Origin of the sequence: Vibrio marisflavi CECT 7928 (assembly GCF_921294215.1) — a bacterium.
Classification (GTDB): Bacteria; Pseudomonadota; Gammaproteobacteria; order Enterobacterales; family Vibrionaceae; genus Vibrio; species Vibrio marisflavi.
The window spans coordinates 2,124,116-2,142,354 of record NZ_CAKLDM010000002.1; the positions used below are offsets into that span (position 1 = coordinate 2,124,116).

15 protein-coding genes are annotated in these 18,239 nt (G+C 42.9%); 4 read left to right on the forward strand and 11 right to left on the reverse strand.

From position 1 onward, the window contains the following. Positions 1 to 33 precede the first annotated feature (33 nt). From tyrA to nagZ, 3 genes are all read right to left on the reverse strand, one after another. On the reverse strand, positions 34 to 1,161 hold the full coding sequence (gene tyrA, locus L7A31_RS16530) for a bifunctional chorismate mutase/prephenate dehydrogenase (protein ID WP_237362849.1): 1,128 nt from the start codon (positions 1,159 to 1,161) through the stop codon (positions 34 to 36). Positions 1,162 to 1,174: 13 nt separating this feature from the next. Continuing rightward, positions 1,175 to 2,248 (reverse strand): 3-deoxy-7-phosphoheptulonate synthase, encoded by a 1,074-nt coding sequence (locus L7A31_RS16535; RefSeq protein ID WP_237362850.1) that lies wholly within the window; start codon positions 2,246 to 2,248, stop codon positions 1,175 to 1,177. A 199-nt stretch (positions 2,249 to 2,447) separates the two neighbouring features. Then, positions 2,448 to 3,434: a beta-N-acetylhexosaminidase gene (gene nagZ / locus L7A31_RS16540; RefSeq protein WP_237362851.1), complete on the reverse strand. Its 987-nt coding sequence runs from the start codon at positions 3,432 to 3,434 to the stop codon at positions 2,448 to 2,450. Between the two features lie 139 nt (positions 3,435 to 3,573). On the opposite strand from nagZ, the gene L7A31_RS16545 reads away from it, so the two are divergent. Next, positions 3,574 to 4,686, forward strand: a complete 1,113-nt coding sequence (locus L7A31_RS16545) for an anhydro-N-acetylmuramic acid kinase (RefSeq protein WP_237362852.1) — start codon at positions 3,574 to 3,576, stop codon at positions 4,684 to 4,686. 73 nt (positions 4,687 to 4,759) lie between these two features. Here the strand turns inward: L7A31_RS16545 and L7A31_RS16550 are convergent, their stop codons facing one another. Continuing rightward, positions 4,760 to 5,104 (reverse strand): DUF2799 domain-containing protein, encoded by a 345-nt coding sequence (locus L7A31_RS16550; RefSeq protein WP_237362853.1) that lies wholly within the window; start codon positions 5,102 to 5,104, stop codon positions 4,760 to 4,762. Positions 5,105 to 5,414: 310 nt separating this feature from the next. On the opposite strand from L7A31_RS16550, the gene L7A31_RS16555 reads away from it, so the two are divergent. Both L7A31_RS16555 and L7A31_RS16560 read left to right on the forward strand, forming a co-directional pair. Then, positions 5,415 to 6,905, forward strand: a complete 1,491-nt coding sequence (locus L7A31_RS16555) for a carbon starvation CstA family protein (RefSeq protein WP_237362854.1) — start codon at positions 5,415 to 5,417, stop codon at positions 6,903 to 6,905. A gap of 297 nt (positions 6,906 to 7,202) precedes the next feature. Continuing rightward, positions 7,203 to 8,984, forward strand: a complete 1,782-nt coding sequence (locus tag L7A31_RS16560) for a M28 family metallopeptidase (protein WP_237362855.1) — start codon at positions 7,203 to 7,205, stop codon at positions 8,982 to 8,984. Between the two features lie 59 nt (positions 8,985 to 9,043). Here the strand turns inward: L7A31_RS16560 and ispH are convergent, their stop codons facing one another. The 6 genes from ispH to murJ form a co-directional block, all read right to left on the reverse strand. Next, positions 9,044 to 10,003: a 4-hydroxy-3-methylbut-2-enyl diphosphate reductase gene (gene ispH / locus L7A31_RS16565; protein WP_237362856.1), complete on the reverse strand. Its 960-nt coding sequence runs from the start codon at positions 10,001 to 10,003 to the stop codon at positions 9,044 to 9,046. A gap of 80 nt (positions 10,004 to 10,083) precedes the next feature. After that, positions 10,084 to 10,515 carry an FKBP-type peptidyl-prolyl cis-trans isomerase gene (gene fkpB, locus L7A31_RS16570; RefSeq protein WP_237362857.1) on the reverse strand — a complete coding sequence of 144 codons (432 nt, stop codon included), beginning with the start codon at positions 10,513 to 10,515 and terminating at the stop codon, positions 10,084 to 10,086. Between the two features lie 102 nt (positions 10,516 to 10,617). Then, positions 10,618 to 11,121, reverse strand: a complete 504-nt coding sequence (gene lspA, locus L7A31_RS16575; RefSeq protein ID WP_237362858.1) for a signal peptidase II — start codon at positions 11,119 to 11,121, stop codon at positions 10,618 to 10,620. 37 nt (positions 11,122 to 11,158) lie between these two features. Then, complete coding sequence (gene ileS / locus L7A31_RS16580; protein ID WP_237362859.1) at positions 11,159 to 13,987, reverse strand: isoleucine--tRNA ligase; 2,829 nt, start codon at positions 13,985 to 13,987, stop codon at positions 11,159 to 11,161. Positions 13,988 to 14,050: 63 nt separating this feature from the next. Continuing rightward, positions 14,051 to 14,986, reverse strand: a complete 936-nt coding sequence (gene ribF, locus L7A31_RS16585; RefSeq protein WP_237362860.1) for a bifunctional riboflavin kinase/FAD synthetase — start codon at positions 14,984 to 14,986, stop codon at positions 14,051 to 14,053. A gap of 69 nt (positions 14,987 to 15,055) precedes the next feature. Continuing rightward, positions 15,056 to 16,618 carry a murein biosynthesis integral membrane protein MurJ gene (gene murJ / locus L7A31_RS16590; RefSeq protein ID WP_237362861.1) on the reverse strand — a complete coding sequence of 521 codons (1,563 nt, stop codon included), beginning with the start codon at positions 16,616 to 16,618 and terminating at the stop codon, positions 15,056 to 15,058. Between the two features lie 339 nt (positions 16,619 to 16,957). Here murJ and rpsT point away from each other — a divergent pair, with 339 nt between their 5' ends. Further along, the gene (gene rpsT, locus L7A31_RS16595; protein ID WP_237362862.1) at positions 16,958 to 17,218 is read left to right on the forward strand and encodes a 30S ribosomal protein S20; all 261 of its coding nucleotides are present in this window, start codon (positions 16,958 to 16,960) and stop codon (positions 17,216 to 17,218) included. Positions 17,219 to 17,289: 71 nt separating this feature from the next. Here the strand turns inward: rpsT and nhaR are convergent, their stop codons facing one another. Further along, complete coding sequence (gene nhaR, locus L7A31_RS16600; protein ID WP_237362863.1) at positions 17,290 to 18,180, reverse strand: transcriptional activator NhaR; 891 nt, start codon at positions 18,178 to 18,180, stop codon at positions 17,290 to 17,292. Positions 18,181 to 18,239: the final 59 nt, after the last annotated feature.

Here is an 18,239-nt window from a genome sequence, read left to right on the forward strand (position 1 = left end):
CAAGTCACGAGCTATTTTTATTAGGTGAGCAAGCTACTCTCTATGGATAGAATCATTGGCTTGTTTAAGTAAGCTTTGACTCTCATTCATAAACTGTTGAGAGTAATCTCCAAACCAAGTTCTCACTTGTTCAAAGCTTTCGATAAATTCAGGCTTATCATTATGCTCAAGTAGATTAACAGCCTCCCCTAACCTTTCATGAAAACGCTTAATCATCTGCACATTCTCTTGAGAAGAAAAAATGATGTCGCCGTATAAATTCGGATCTTGAGCAAATAGTCTCCCCACCATCGCAAGCTCTAAACGATAAATTGGTGAGCTTAATTTAAGAAGGCTGTTTAGATCTGGGTTTTCTTTACTGAGATGAACGCCATAGGCAAACGTGGTGAAGTGACGTAAAGCTTGGATAAGAGTCATTCCACTGTCATGCTCGTCAGCTTTTATTTCTCTAAGCGTTGCACCCCAAATGGCAAATTGCTCTAGCAGCCATTGATACTTTTCTTCACCTCTGCCATTGCTATAAGCAATGACCTGTTTGGCAAAACTCGCTACATCTGGACCGAACATTGGGTGCAACCCAACAACTGGCCCGTTATGAGTTTCTAACATTGCATGGAGTGGTGAACTCTTAATCGAAGTTAAATCACATAGAATGCAATCTTCTGGTAGCTGCTCTAGCTTTTTAATTACGCCAACGGTTAAGTGAATTGGAACTGTAACCACGACCAAGCCTGCAGTAGATAAAACTTCATCCGCTTTATCCCAGTCTTTACTACCGATAACTTTTACATCGTAACCAGACAAGCTAAACATACGACCAAATAACTTACCTAGTTGACCATGGCCACCAATGATTACAACAGAACGTAGTTCTGGTTTTAAGCACTTAAAACCAGAGTCTTTTTCACTAGCATAGGATTCGCGCATGGTACGGCGCAAAATGTCTTCAATGAGTTGCGGTGGTACGCCCTTCTTTTCAGCTTCAAGCCTTCTTGACGCAAGCATTGCAGCTTCTCTATCGGGAGCATATATCGGTAAGCCGTGTTCACTTTTCACCTCGCCGACTTTCTCGACAAGGGCTAAACGCTGCGAAAGCAAGTCTAAAATCTGCTTGTCAACTTCATCAATTTGATCACGCAATTCACTCAGTTCAACGGCCATTACATATACCTTTCTATTTGTTTAGGCGATTTTCTAAAAACGGAACTAACTCTTTATGTGCATGGCGTAATAATGCCTCAGTTGTTTCCCAATTAATACACGCATCCGTGATTGAAACACCGTATTCGAGCTTATCTAGTGGCAAGTCGGACGATTGGTTTCCTTCATTGATATGACTCTCAATCATTACGCCGATAATAGACTTATTGCCTTCACGGATCTGATGAATCACGTCTTCAGCAACAAGCGGTTGGCGACGGTAGTCTTTGCGCGAGTTAGCATGGCTACAATCAACCATGAGAGATGCCTCCAAACCATGACCTTGCATTTCTTGCTCACACTCTGTCACTGATACTGAATCGTAGTTAGTCTGCTTACCACCACGTAAAATAACATGACCATCCTTATTACCTTGAGTCGTCAACAATGCCACTTGGCCTTCACGATTGATCCCCATAAAACGGTGACTAGAAGATGCAGCCTGCATAGCATTGATAGCAGTAGATAAGCTACCGTCCGTACCATTTTTAAAGCCAATCGGCATCGAAAGACCGCTTGCCATCTCGCGGTGAGTTTGCGATTCAGTCGTTCTTGCTCCGATAGCTGCCCAGCAAAATGTATCAGCCAAGTATTGAGGACTAATTGGGTCCAACGCCTCGGTTGCTAGTGGAATATCCATATCCGCCAATTCAACCAATAACTGACGACCAACGTGTAGACCATGCTCAATATCAAATGAACCGTCTAGGTTTGGATCGTTAATCAGACCTTTCCAGCCAACAGTAGTACGCGGCTTTTCAAAGTAAACTCGCATAACAATATAAAGCTGATCACTCAACTCTTCTGAAAGCTTCTTCAGACGCTTTGCATAGTCCTTAGCCGCTTCAACATCATGGATTGAACAAGGACCACACACTACCAACAGGCGATGATCTCTCTTGTGAATGATATCTGCTATGGTTTGTCGTGACTTTTGAATGAACTGGCGAGACTCTTCACTCAGCGGAAGTTTTTGCTTTAGTTCTTCTGGTGTGATTAATACCTGCTCATCGCTAATATTGATATTACTTAGTTCGCTTCTTAACATACTCAATCCGTAAAATATTTAATACACCTAGCTAGGTGAGCTTTAATGTCGTTACAGAGCAAGGTAACAAAATAAATGCGCAATGAAAAGTGTAAACAATAAAAAACAATAGGTGTAATTATTAATTTACACCTATTGTTTTGGAGAGGTTAGGAGTTATCTTTGTCTAAGGTGTGGTTAGCAGGTAGTTTACTTCACCCTATTTGTCACACAATCGCGCCATTGCTTCAGATGCATGCTTCCACTGTTTGGATAAGCGGAGATCAGAAAGGCTGATATTTTGTTTTTTCAACATACTTTTACCATGCTCAAATTCACTGATAGGCAGACCATCAAGAACTTTTACCTGTGCATCACGATTATTGCACATCAAGACCATGTCACACCCAGCATCTAGGGATTGTTGAGCTCTTTCTGCAGGGCCGCCCATAATGGAAGCCCCCTCCATATTCAGGTCGTCTGAAAAAACGATGCCTTTAAAACCAAGCTGATCACGTAAAACGTCCTTCAACCAATAAGATGAACCACTGGCAGGGCGATCATCAAAATGCGGATAAACCACATGAGCAGGCATCATTGCATCCAACAATCCTTGTTCGATATGAGAGCGGAATATAGCCATATCTTGGGCAAAAATATCCGTTCGATGGTCATATGGCGTTTCCGCATGAGAGTCGACCTCAACACCACCATGACCGGGAAAATGCTTGCCAGTTGTAATCATGCCTAGTTCTTTCATACCACGCATATAAGCCTGACTTAGCGCTATAACATCCTGAACATTTTCGGAAAAAGCTCGACTACCAATCGCTTTACTCTGATGGCCTTTATCTAAAACCGGAGCAAAGCTGATATCTATGTCATGGGCAATAACCTCGGCAGCCATCAGCCAGCCACCAAGGTATGCAAGCTCTTCGCTGTCTTTATGCCGGCCATATTCTTGAGCAGCTGGAATACTTGAAAAACCTTCTCGAAACCTTTGCACCCGTCCACCTTCCTGATCGGTACCAATCAAAATAGGTCTTTTCGCCGCTTGACGTATTGCTTTATTCAATGCGATTAACTGTTGACTGTCGAAATAGTTCCGGCTGAAAAGAATCACCCCACCAACTGTTGGGTGTTGTAGAATTTCCTTGTCTTCTGCTGTAAGTTCATATCCAGCAACATCTAACCATAGTGGTCCCATACCAACCCCTGTTAACGTGATTCAATTAGCAAAAATAAACGTTTTTTCAATAAGTTTATTAAGATAAAACAAACGCTATTGCCATTCAATTCAACTGTTGGAATAGTTGAGTAACCCTTTGTAAAGTGATGAGGTCAGAGTGAATAATAAAGAGCTTTATGTAGGTGTCATGTCTGGCACAAGTCTAGATGGTATTGATATCGCGCTATGCGAAATTGACAATCACAACGCTCACCTAGTTAATCATCATTGCTATTCGATGCCGAAGAACATCAAGCAAAAGGTTCTGGATATTTGCTTAGGGCAATCAACAACGTTAGTGGATATCGGCGTACTAGAGCATCAGCTAGGTCATGTGTATGCCGATGCTATAAACGAGGCGCTTATTGCTTTTAATGTAAAAGCTCGCGACATTCGAGCCATCGGAAACCATGGCCAAACCGTTTTTCATCAACCAACCGGTAGCACGCCATTTACCATTCAGTTAGGTGATGCCAATATTATCGCGAGCAAGACAGGCATTGATACAGTAGCTGATTTTAGACGCAAAGATATAGCGCTAGGTGGTCAAGGAGCACCGCTAGTCCCAGCTTTTCACAGAACGATTTTTAACCCTACCGATTCAACAGTCATCGTTCTGAACATCGGTGGCATTGCCAATATCTCTGTACTCCGTCCCAACTCTCCTGTCATCGGTTATGACACTGGCCCCGGTAACGTCCTAATGGATATATGGTGCAACGAACAGCAAAAAGGCAGCTATGATCACAACGCTCAATTCGCTTTAAGTGGCAACGTACATACTGATCTACTAGCAGGTTTTCTAAGGGAAGATTACTTTGATAGACCTAACCCTAAGAGCACTGGGAGAGAACTATTTAACCAACAGTGGCTAAGCAACAAAATATCGGACTCAGCCATTAGGCCCGAAGACATTCAACGTACGTTGTGCGAGTTAACTGCGGCATCCATTTGTGATGAAGTGAAAAAATTCACTGAAGGACCAAAACCAGAGCTATTAGTTTGTGGCGGTGGTGCCCAAAACCCTCTTATCATGCAAAGACTACAAGAAATTCTACCTAGTTGGTTAGTTCAACCTACAGAAGAAAAAGGAGTAAATGGAGAGTTTATGGAGGCGATAGCCTTTGCTTGGTTAGCTCAGCGTCGTATACACAACTTGCCAAGTAATCTTCCCGAAGTCACCGGCGCAAACAAGCAAGCATCCCTAGGAGTAATTTATCCCGCGAATTAAAGGGGGGGGGTTCAAATTAACTAACTTAAATAAGCCAGAGCATCTGGCTTATTTAAAGCTTAGCGTAAACCAGCTACATCGCGGAGCTTTGATAGGCATTCCAGCCACGTTGCCATTCCATACGAAACCTCTGACCTTGCTTCATTCCATCACAAACACCTAAATAGTCTTGGCCAGACAAGCCTATTTGATACGCATAGTCAGGATTGCAGTAATATTTTATCCCTTCGTTATAGCCCTCATCATACTCTGTTTGCTCACTGGCATTGATATGCCCCAACTGGCTATACGAGCGAGGGTTGAAGCCTCTAGCTCCATCTTGATAACCGATCTGATGCCAGTCATCACTGCTTGCTCCTAGTCCCGATACACACCCAGACAACAAAACTACGACAAAAAGAAAAATGAATGACTTCATATTGCTCCTACTTATATTTTAACGACGCTGAGTATACTCAAGTATTTTAATTATCAATTAGTTAATTTACATCTTAACGGCAATTTACCAACATAAAAGCGATACGCCTTTTATACTCATCAATTTAGATTTAGTTTTCACGAAGAAATTACTCAGAAACTGTTCATTGGCGAATAAACAAAACCACTGAACGATCAATAAGCGCTACTTATCACAATTTGTAACTGCTAACGCTGAAAACCAGTGTAATTCCCTAAAAGCTCCGTAATATCTCACCGTTGAGTTATGCAACAAGCAGAAGGGAATTTTTATGTTGTGGTTTTTAACCTGTGTCGCGGCATTGATCGGCGGATATTTTGTCTACGGCACATTTATCGAAAAGATATTTGGGATAAACGAAAAGAGAAAGACACCCGCCCATACGAAAGCAGACGGTGTGGACTTTGTCCCTATGTCAACGCGTAAAGTCTATTTGGTTCAATTACTTAATATTGCAGGCGTTGGACCTATATTTGGGCCAATTATGGGAGCTCTATACGGGCCAGCTGCCATGCTATGGATAGTTATAGGCTGTATTTTTGCAGGCGCTGTACACGATTATTTCTCTGGAATGTTATCCGTAAGAAATGATGGTGCTTCTGTCCCTAGTATCACAGGCCGCTACTTAGGAAATGGCGCAAAGCACTTCATGAATGTTTTCGCTATTGTCTTATTGCTTCTGGTTGGTGTGGTATTTGTTTCCGCGCCTGCTGGCATGATCACAACACTCATCAACGATCAAACCAGCATGACCGTCAGCATGTCAACAATGGTAATGGTCATCTTTGCGTATTACGTTATTGCTACTCTTGTTCCCGTCGATAAGGTAATTGGTAGACTTTACCCTTTTTTCGGCGCGCTGCTGATATTTATGTCTGTGGGTTTAATTACCGCTGTTGCTCTATCAGACAATTACACCGTGATGGGCGACTTCAAAATCAGTGACATGTTTTTTAACTTAAACCCCAATGATATGCCTTTGTGGCCTGCTTTATTCATTACCATTGCGTGTGGCGCAATTTCAGGTTTTCACGCAACTCAGTCTCCATTAATGGCGCGCTGCATGGAAAATGAAAAAAATGGTCGATTCGTATTTTATGGAGCCATGATTGGAGAAGGGATCATCGCATTAATTTGGTGTGCAATAGCTCTATCATTTTTTGGCAACTTAGACAGCCTTTCAGACGCTATCCAAAGTGGTGGGCCTGGGAATGTCGTCTATAGCTCTTCATTTGGACTATTGGGGGTATTTGGTGGTGTGCTTGCTTTCCTTGGTGTGGTTATTTTGCCAATTACATCCGGTGACACAGCATTTCGCTCAAGCCGTCTGATTTTGGCGGAATACTTCAACATGGAGCAGAAAAGCCTGAAAAAACGTCTTTTGATGGCTCTGCCTCTATTCGTTATTGGTGCAATTCTTACCCAAGTAGATTTTGGTATCATCTGGCGTTATTTTGGCTTTGCCAACCAAACAACAGCCGTCATGATGCTGTGGACTGCGTCAGCGTATTTGCTGCGCCACAATAAGCTCCACTGGGTCACAACCGTACCAGCCTTCTTCATGACATCAGTGTGTGTTACTTTTATCTTAAATAGCGAAACACTTGGGTTTGGTATGCCAATGTCGATATCTACCACTCTAGGTGTAGTGTTCTCTATATTGGTCACAAGTTATGTTATTAAGTCGTCAAAAGGCAAAGGTGAAAGCTTTATTGATTCTGAAGCAAACAAAAACACGGACTCAATAACTGAAAACGCATAATCTCATCTATAGCAGGCTGTAAATGTACAGCCTGCTAACTCAATCAGCTATAATATTTAACTCTAACTTTCCGTATTAAATCAGTACTATTTACCGCTAGTTCTGTGAGAACCCCACCATAAACAGCACCAAAAAGTCACATAATGCTATATCGCTCTTATGTAACTTATAAAAATATTTCTTTCATCAAGATACTTCACAGATCAATTGTTATTGATTTGTTAACAAATATAACTTCAACTTAATATTAAAATGCAGAAGAATGCTCCTGGCTTATATTTTAAAAGGAGTATAAAAGTGCAAACCTTCCTACATAATAATAAGGTACTGCTAACAACGCTATTCAGTTCAACATTACTATCAGGATGTTATTGGGACGATCCTAGAACTGCAGCGCAATATGTGAGTAGCAATATATCTAAAAACGACGTCGTCAATCACTTGGTCGATCTAGAAGCGAGAGCTTCTACAACCACAGATGGCTCCTCCATAACTCGCGCAGCTGGAACATCTGGGTACACCCAATCAAAAGATTACATCGTTCAAGCAATGCAAGAGAATGGCTACATAGTCACTACTCAAGAGTTTGACTTTAGAGCTTGGGAAGAGCTTGCCGGCACCTCTCTCACAGTAAACGGAGTTAAAATGACTAGCTCTCATGACGTCGAGGATGGTACTGAGCCTGATTTTTCCGTTATGTCTTATTCCGGCGATTCTAATGGCACGATCGAAGGTGACATAGCTTTTGTGACACCAGACTTTCGTTTTGATGCTGAAGATTATGATGACACCGATGGGTGTGAAGCATCCGACTTTGAAGGCAAAGCATTGACGAGCAAAATCGTCGCCATTCAACGTGGTGGCTGCTCTTTTAGCGACAAGGTTGTCAATGCTGAGCAAGCGGGAGCTAAGGCCGTTATTATCTTCAATCAAGGTAACAGTGAAGGGCGAACTGGCGTTATCAGCGGTACGTTAAGCAATGAAAGTACTGCAACAATACCTGCTTTTGGTACTCGATATGATTTGGGAAAACAGTGGTATGAAAGCAGTCTAACCTCAAGTGTACCCGCCACGCTCACTGTTTCCGTTGATGATAAAGTGGTCGTAATACAGAACATCATTGCGGAAACGAGAAAAGGCGACCCGAACCAAGTCGTTATGTTAGGGGCACACTTAGACTCAGTTCCATCTGGTCCGGGGATCAATGACAATGGTTCAGGAAGCGCGGGACTACTAGAATACGCAGCAACACTTGCCGATCTTAATGCTCCGGTAAAAAACAAAGTTCGCTTCGCTTGGTGGGCGGCTGAAGAGTCAGGGCTCGTTGGCTCGACTCACTATACGGATGATTTGTTTTCCGCTACTTACGACAAAGCGCAAACAGAAGTCATGAAACAGTATGGGGTCGAAAATGCTGAAGATTTGACTGAAGCTCAAGTTGATCTAGTCGAGGACAGGTATAACGAGTTGAACAAGGTTAAGCTTTACTTAAACTTCGATATGATTGGCTCACCAAACTACATATTTGGTGTTATGGACGGCGATCTATCAGATACTAAAGATAGCCCTGACAACGCTTATACTGGTGATTTTACACCACCTTATGGCACATCTGATATCGAATCCATTTTTAATGAGTTTTTCGGCTTTACTTCTAATAGCACTGTTCCACAAGCGTTATCTAAACGCTCTGATTACGCAGGCTTCGCTGACTGGGGTGTTGCATTTGGTGGGCTTTTTACTGGCGCCGAAAAAGTGAAAACCGTTGAGGAAGCTGAACAGTTTGGCGGTGACGTGGGAGTGGCTTATGACCGTTGCTACCATCAATCCTGTGATGACTTGAATAACGTTAACCAAGATGCACTATATGTAAATACACAAGCCTTAGCATACGTAACGACTTACTATGCATTTAGTCAACCTATCTTCCCTGTAGAAGAGACCGCAGTCAGTGCTCTACGTACTTCACTGATTGAAACTCCTACTCAAAAACTGCGTATTGGAGATAAGCTCAAGGCAGCACATAGTCACTCTGATCATGGCCATTTTCATGGCGACTTTGACCAAGACAAGGAATAATTCCTTACTAAAACATAAAAAGGGCTCAATGAGCCCTTTTCTTTTGCAATATGCTCAGTTTACACCTGAGTGATTTGAAGCTCTTTCGGCACTTCAAAGAACATGTTCTCTTCTCTGCCTAATACCTCTTCTACTGACTCTGCACCTAGAGATTTTATTCTATCTAGGATTTGGTTGACCAACTCTTCTGGAGCCGATGCACCTGCGGTAACACCAACTTTGAGTTTGTCCTGTATCCATTCTGGCTTGATTTCTTCTGGGCAGTCAGTGAGATACCCCGGAGTACCTAACTTCTCAGCTAACTCTTTTAAACGTGTAGAGTTAGATGAGTTTTTAGAGCCTACAACAATCAATACATCAACCTCTTGTGCGAGCTGTCGCACAGCGTCTTGACGGTTTTGCGTTGCATAACAGATGTCGTCTTTACGCGGTCCTTGAATATCAGGGAATACGCGTCTTAGCTCGTCGATAACATCAGCGGTCTCATCAACGGACAAAGTAGTTTGGCTCACATAATGTAAGTGAGAAGGATCTTTGATTAGCGTTTTTAATCGGTCGACATCAGCTGGCGTTTCGACAAGGTACATGCCGCCTTCCATACTAGAATATTGACCCATTGTCCCTTCTACTTCCGGGTGACCAGCGTGACCAATAAGCACAACTTCCATATCTTTGCGGCTTGCTCTAGCCACTTCCATATGGACTTTAGTTACCAAAGGGCAAGTCGCATCAAACACTGTAAGCTGTCTTTCTTTGGCTTCTTGGCGAACTGCTTGAGAAACGCCGTGCGCAGAAAAGATCACAATACTGTCATCTGGTACTTCGTTAAGCTCTTCAACAAAAATTGCGCCGCGTTGCTTCAGCCCTTCAACAACAAAGCGATTATGAACGACTTCATGACGGACATAGATTGGTGGTTGATATATCTCAAGCGCTCGCTCCACGATACTGATCGCGCGATCAACGCCAGCACAAAAACCTCGTGGGTTAGCAAGTAGGATTTTCATTGTGTCGCTCATTTCAAATCTTCTTCAATTGGAAAGGTATTCTACAGAAACTGTGATAGAGTGCAAAAGTTAGCCCCAACAGGCCAACGACCTTATTCGACTGATAGTATTTCCACTTCAAACGTTACGTCATGTCCTGTGAGTGGATGGTTAAAATCTACCGTCACAGAGTCCCCAGCTATTTCAGTAATAATCCCAGGGATCTCCGCACCGTCTGGCCCAGAAAAAGCCATGATTGTGCCAACCTCTACTTCAGCATCACCAACGAATTTGCTACGTTCCATATGATGAATATTATCTGGATTTGGCATTCCGAAAGCATCTTGAGCAGACAGCTCTATTGATTGTTCTTGTCCTGACTGCATACCAAGTAAATGCTTTTCGAAGTTATCACTTAAGCTACCATCACCAATAGTGAGTTGGGCAGGCTTACCCATATTGTGAGTGCTATCGGCGACAGAGCCATCTTTCATCTTGATGGTAAAGTGTAGGGTGACTTTTGAGTCTTGCTGAATTACTTTCACGTTATGTTTCCATTCGTTTTATTTTAGACGCAGAGTAAACAAAAAGCGTAGCTCTCACAAGAGACTACGCTTCCTATTTCTATTCAGATTTTCAATGCAGAGTTAGCTGTCTTTTTTCTTTCTAAATCCATCGAGCACAATCATGACTGCACCAATACATATTGCTGAATCAGCCAAGTTAAAAGCAGGCCAATGATATTGATGCCAATGAAAGTCTAGGTAGTCGACAACAAAGCCATGAACAAGTCGGTCAAAAACATTGCCAACGGCTCCACCAATAATGAACGCGTAGGCGATATTGCTCCACTTATCTGTAGCGGGCAGCTTACGCATCCAAGCTATCAGCATAACTACAACTGCAATAGCTATCGCGGTAAACAACCAACGCTGCCAGCCACCTTGACTGCTCAAGAAGCTAAATGCAGCACCATAGTTGTGTACATACAGCAGATTGAAAAACGGCAGAACTTCAATTCGATTGTCCCAACCGTAACCCATAGTATGCATAACCACTAACTTAATAGCGATGTCTGCAATGAATACGAGTAACGCTAGCCCAAGCCAGCGTACTCCAGATTGTTTCAATGTCAGTGCTTGTTCAGACATTATGACCTTTACTTCGTTAGTAATAAATGCCTATGGATTAAGCGAACTTACGAGCTTCGCCTTCACCTTCCACATTAGAAATGCATCGACCACAGATTTTCTCGTGACCAGCAATAGTGCCAACATCAGCAGTATGATGCCAACAGCGGTCACACTTCTCTGCTTCCGTTGCTTTCACTTCAACAAACAGGCCTTCCAGTTCAGTTTCGTGTGCTGAAGAAGGTTTGTCGTTGATGCCTTTCACCTCTGCTTTTGAAGTCAATAGCACAAATCGTAGCTCATCTTCTAGCTTGTTAAGTTTCGCTGCAAGTGCATCATCCGCATACAAAGTTACTTCAGCCTGCAGTGAGCCACCGATAACTTTGTCGCTACGAGCAGACTCAAGAAGTTTGTTTACAGCGCCACGTACAGCTTGAATATCAGACCAGAACTCATCGTTCAGCTCTTCACCTTCCGATAGACCAAACAGGCCGTCGAACCACTCGCCACAGAATACAAACTTGTCACGCTCGCCTGGCATTTGGTTCCAGATTTCATCTGCTGTGAATGACATAATTGGTGCCATCCAACGAACTAATGCCTCAACAATGTAGTAAAGTGCAGTTTGACAGCTACGCTGCGCATGACCACCCAGCTTCGCTGTATATTGACGGTCTTTGATGACATCTAGATAGAACGAACCCATCTCAATGGAGCAGAATTGCATCAAGCGCTGAACAACCCCGTGAGTGTTGTACTCATCGTAGTATTTAATGATGTCTTCTTGAGCAGCCAATGCACGCCCAACAGCCCAGCGGTCAAGAGCAACCATCTCTTCAACAGGGACGATATCTGTTTCCGGGTTGAAACCACTTAAGTTCGCTAAGAAGAAGCGAGAGGTATTGCGAATACGACGGTAAGCATCAGCAGAGCGCTTCAAAATCTCATCAGAAACTGCAACCTCACCTGTGTAATCGGTTGATGCAACCCATAGACGAAGAATGTCCGCACCTAACTTGTTAGTCACGTCTTTTGGAGATACCACGTTACCGATAGACTTAGACATCTTACGGCCTTGGCCATCAACAACGAAACCATGTGTTAGAACCTGTTTGTATGGCGCTTCATCTTTCATCGCGATAGATGAGATTAGTGAAGATTGGAACCAACCACGGTGTTGATCAGAGCCTTCTAAATAAAGGTTAGTCTTGTTGCCGTTATATTCTTCACGGCTATCAACTACTGAGTAGTGAGTAACACCAGAGTCGAACCATACATCTAACGTATCGAGCACTTTTTCATAGTTTTCAGCATCAGCGCCTAGCAACTCTTCTGAGTCCACATCCCACCATGCCTGAATACCTTTTTGCTCAACCAACTGAGCAACTTTCTCAATCAGTTCAGAAGTTTTTGGGTGTAGCTCTGCTGTTTCTTTATGAACAAACAATGCGATTGGCACGCCCCAAGTACGTTGACGAGAGATACACCATTCAGGGCGACCTTCAATCATTCCTTCAATACGGCTTTCACCCCACTCCGGCATCCACTGAACACCCTTGATTGCTTCTAGTGCTTTAGAACGCAAGCCGGCTTGATCCATAGATACGAACCACTGTGGTGTTGCACGGAAGATGATTGGTGTTTTATGGCGCCAGCAGTGTGGGTAGCTGTGCTCATAAGCGTGGTGATGAAGAAGCGCACCTTTCTCTTTCAATACTTCTAGTACTGATTCGTTCGCTTTGAATACGTGCTGACCTGCGAATAGTTCTGTATCAGGAAGATAAACACCGTTAGAACCAACAGGGTTGGCAACTTCAAGGTCATACTTTTGTCCAACAACAAAGTCATCTTGACCATGGCCAGGAGCAGTATGAACAACACCTGTACCTGATTCAGTCGTAACATGATCACCAAGAACCACTGGTACTGAGAAGTCATAGAACGGGTGTTGGAATTGAGCCAACTCTAGATCGCTACCTTTTGCAAAACCTAGATTGTGGTAATGCTCGATACCAGCTCGGTCGATAACGTCTTTTTCTAGTTCAGATGCAACAATCAAACGTTGAGGATTATCGCCTTCAACTTGAATTAGCACGTACTCAAGATCGTCACGAACACAAAGTGCACGGTTAGCAGGAAGCGTCCAAGGAGTTGTGGTCCAGATAACCATGGACACGTCACCTTGACCTTCATGACCTTCAGCTAGGTTGAATTTCGAAAGCACAGCGGCTTCATCAACAGCTTTGAAGATAACATCAATTGAAGGAGATACTTTATCTTTGTATTCTACTTCTGCTTCAGCCAGTGCTGAACCACAGTCAGTACACCAGTGAACAGGCTTGAAGCCTTTTAGCAAGTGACCGTTATCAGCAATTTTACCAAGTGCGCGGATAATGTTTGCTTCAGTTGCAAAGTCCATTGTGCGATATGGTTTATCCCACTCACCTAGAATACCTAAACGCTTGAAGCTTTCTTTTTGGCCTTCAACTTGACCCGCTGCATAGTCGCGGCATTTTTCACGGAACTCTGCAGGCGTGACTTTATGTCCTGGCTTGCCAACCTTTTTTTCCACCATTAATTCGATTGGTAGCCCGTGGCAATCCCAACCTGGAATGTAAGGTGCATCAAAGCCTGAAAGTGTTTTGGATTTAATAATAATGTCTTTAAGAATCTTGTTTAGTGCGTGGCCAATATGAATGTCGCCATTCGCGTATGGAGGGCCATCATGTAATATGAAAGATTTTTTGCCTTTTTTGGCTTTACGGATTTCACCGTAAAGATCTTCTTTATACCAACGCTTAAGCATTTCTGGCTCACGGTTTGCCAGATTGCCACGCATAGGAAACCCTGTTTCAGGTAGGTTCAGGGTATCTTTATACTCACTCATCGATTCTTAATTCCGTCATATTGGGCGAAGTTAGACATTATGCTGGTCAGTGGAATGACCTGACTAGCTATTAAGCTGAAGCAACCACACCCTCGCTGCTTCAGCATCCAATTCAATTTGTTTTTTCAAAGCATCGAAAGAATCAAACTTTTTCTCATCTCGAAGCTTATGAAGTAAAAATACTTCTAGTTGTTTGCCATACAAGTTGGCATTAAAGTCAAACAGGTGAACTTCCAATTGCTGGCGCTCACCATTTACTGTCGGTCTGCGGCCTATATTGGCAACACCTTGAACAGTTTGACCATCTTGGCATAACGCTTCCACAACATAGACACCAGAAACTGGTGATACTGTTCTTTTAAGCGGCATATTTGCCGTTGGAAAACCTATGGTTCTCCCTAGTTTTTGACCGTGGGATACACGGCCACTAATACTGTAACGACGACCCAGCATATCAGCAGCGTCTAACAGCTTATCATTCGCGAGAGCCTCACGAATCGCAGTACTGCTGACTCTCTGTTTCTGTAGACAGAAGCTAGCAGTATTCACCACTTCAAAACCGTACTGCTTTCCTGCTTCTTGTAACATGGCGAAGTCGCCTTTACGGCCTCGACCAAAACAGAAGTCATCCCCCACCACCAGAAACTTAACACCCAATTTCGTCACCAACAAGTCACGAATAAACTCTTCAGCGGTCAAATCAGCGAAGTTTTGGTTAAAGTGGATACAAAGCAAACGTTCAATATTCAGTTTGTCCAATTGGACGAGCTTATCTCTTAACCTAGTGAGTCGCGCCGGTGCTTTCGTTTTTGCAAAAAACTCAAGCGGCTGTGGCTCAAAGGTCATCACAACGGATGGTAACTGCAACTGCTTGGACTTACCGACAAGTTGCGTTAATACTTGCTGATGCCCTAAATGCACACCATCAAAGTTTCCAATTGTTAATACACAGCCTTTATGTTTCGGCTTTATATTGTGAATACCGCGGATAAGTTCCATTGAAATCTACTAATTATTCTTCTATCGATTGCCTTGCCGTCGAATCGACGGATTATATACTAATCAGCGTCACTCTGTCGCTGCTTTTAGATCTTTTAACCGAACACCCAAAATCAGCAAGCTGACAACATAAACCACGGCACCTAAACCTATCAAACTAGCCAGCACCAATGAACGATGAATACTTGTCCATTGAAGCCACACTGACATATCATCCAGTTGCCATAATATTGCCGAAACCATCAGCGCACCAGCAATCGCATGTTTGCCTATGATCAATAAAGTTTTTCTAGTTACTTGGTATACGCCTTTTTTATGCAAACCTCTATATAGCAATGCCATATTGACAAACGCTGATAGAGACGTCGCAATTGCCAGACCAACAAACCCGTAAAACCAAGCAAATATCGCATTGAAGCCCATATTACTCACCATGGCTATCACACCATATCTTACTGGTGTCTTGGTGTCTTGGCGGGAGTAGTAGCCGGGAGCAAGCACTTTAATCATCATGAAGTTGAGAAGTCCACAAGCAAAGGCGATGAGAGACATGGAAGCTTGAGTAACATCGTGAAACGAAAACTCACCGTGCATAAACAAAACCATCAGCATAGGTTTAGACAACACGACTAAACCTAACATGGCTGGGATACCTAATAGTGTAATCATACGTACGCCCCAGTCCATGGTATGAGCAAACGCTTCACCTTTAGCATCAACGTGGTTGCGTGACAGTGCTGGTAAAATGACTGTTCCAATCGCGATGCCAAATAATCCCAGAGGAAATTCTAACAAGCGATCAGAATAATAAAGCCAACTCAGCGAGCCTGTAGCCAAGAAACTAGCAATAATTGTATCTAATAGAAGGTTGATCTGGCTAACCGATACACCAAACAGAGCTGGCAATATCAGTTTTCTAACTCGCGTAACCCCAGGATCATTCCAGCCCCATTGAGGCCTTACAAAAGCTTTCGCTTTAATTAAGAAGGGAATTTGGAATAGAAACTGGACCAAACCACCCAAGAATACGCCGATAGCAAGGCCAACTTCTGGCTCTTGTAGGTGAGGTGAAAGATACAGTGCGCAAGCAATCAAGCTTATGTTAAGGAAAACAGGGGTAAATGAGGAGACTGCAAATTTCCCCATGGTATTTAATATCGCCCCTGACATGGCAACAAAGGTAATAAACCAGAGGTATGGGAAAGTAATTTTCAAAAGAAAGCTGGCAAGCTCAAATTTATCTGCTGCAGGGCCACCATGAAGCCAATCCATAAACCAACCGGCTCCGAATATAGCTGTCACCACTCCTGAACCGATGACACCAACAAAAGTTACTATGGTAACAATAAAGCCAAGAGTTCCCGAAGCGCGCGCGATAAACTCTCGTGTTTTATCCAAATCGCCATTTGCGTGATATTCTGTAAAAACAGGTACGAATGCTTGTGAAAAGGCACCTTCAGCAAATAATCGACGCAAGAAATTAGGGATTTTATTTGCAAAAAAGAATACGTCTGCGCTGGCTCCAGCCCCCATTAAATGGGCAACTACAATATCTCGCACAAGCCCCAACATACGAGAAATAAACGTCATGGCGCTAACAATCATGCCTGACTTGAGAAGGCGTTTACTCACGGTAACCTCAATAAATGATGAAAACGCTGTATTATCAACGTCAATAACTAAAAAACTGTCAAAATATCAGCAAGAATCTGGCATAAATAGAATGCATGCTTGATTAGCTAGCAGTAGCATATTAATTCTTCGAAAGTGTTCAGCACGCGAGGATAAATATTAGCATTGGTATAAAAATACTGTTAGAATCCCCGCCATCTTAACCGCGAATATCCTAACATGCCAAAAATAGTTTGGTTTTGACGGGTTTTTGCACAAATCATTTGACATTTAAGCACAAATGAGGGATATTCCTCGCCCTTAAATTGTCACAGAACTAAGTTTTTGGGAGTTAGACCCTTGGCAAACAGTAAATCTGCTAAGAAGCGTGCGATCCAAGCTGAGAAACGTCGTCAGCACAACGCTAGCCGTCGTTCAATGATGCGCACCTACATGAAAAGAACTATCGCTGCAATCGAAGCTGGCGACAAAGAAGCTGCAACTGCTGCATTCGCTGCAGTTACACCACTTATAGACCGCATGGCAACTAAAGGTCTTATTCACAAGAATAAGGCAGCTCGTCATAAGTCTCGCTACGCTGCTGCAATCAAAGCTCTTTAATAAGCTTTTATGCAACAGATAAAAAAACCGGCTTTTAGCCGGTTTTTTATTGCCTGAAATAAATACCAGTTCTATTCAAACAAAGAGCTAAAGTCCGCATCGCAAACTCGCTTTACAGCAGGATGTTGAATCATTCTTTCGGCAAAGATGACGTAATATTCTTCTTTCATCTCTTTCACTTTCCCAACCTGCATGATGTTCTCATCCTGACCTACTTCATTTAAGTAAGTAGAAGGCGCTAAAAATATCGCGTCACGATGGTAACTGGCAAATGCCTTCATCAACGCCAAGTCGTCAAACTCACCTAAAATGTTTGGATGGATACCTTGGTGATCAAACCATTGCTGAACTTTTCTTCCCATGGCAGTTCTACTACCCGGTATTAGTAGTTTGCGAGTTTCTAAATCTGAAGGAAATTTTACTTTATCCGCATCAGCTGAACAGAAAAATGCCATTCCGCTCTCGCCTAGTTTCTTGCTAAACAATCCAGGGCTTTGGGTTGAGTCCACAGGACAATCCGACAAAATCATATCTAGCTTATGCTGAGATAACTTTTCAAGTAGCATTTCGTGTGTCGATTCAAAGCAACGCAAATGGATACTATTGTCTGATGGAATCGTCGTTAGAAGAATTTTACTCACCAGCCTTTTTGAAAGAGCATCCGCGACACCAACATCAAATAGCAAATTTTCTTTCTGGCTGTAATTGACGATATCGAGCATTTCATAACTCAGACCAAACATTTTGTCGGCATATTGATAAATCAGCTGGCCAAGTTCTGTTGGTTCAATACTGCGACCATTCCGCTTAGTTAACTTTCCATCTAAACGGGACTCTAAAGCTTTAAGCTGACCTGTCACAGTTTGAGGCGTAAGGAATAAGGCTTCGGCAGCTTTGGTCACCGAGCCTTTTTTGCAAACCATCCAAAAATAGTACAGGTGGTTGTAATTTAAATGAGACATATAAACTCTAGAGAAAACTTCTGATTAACAGGCGCAAAGCACCGAGACCAAGATTACAG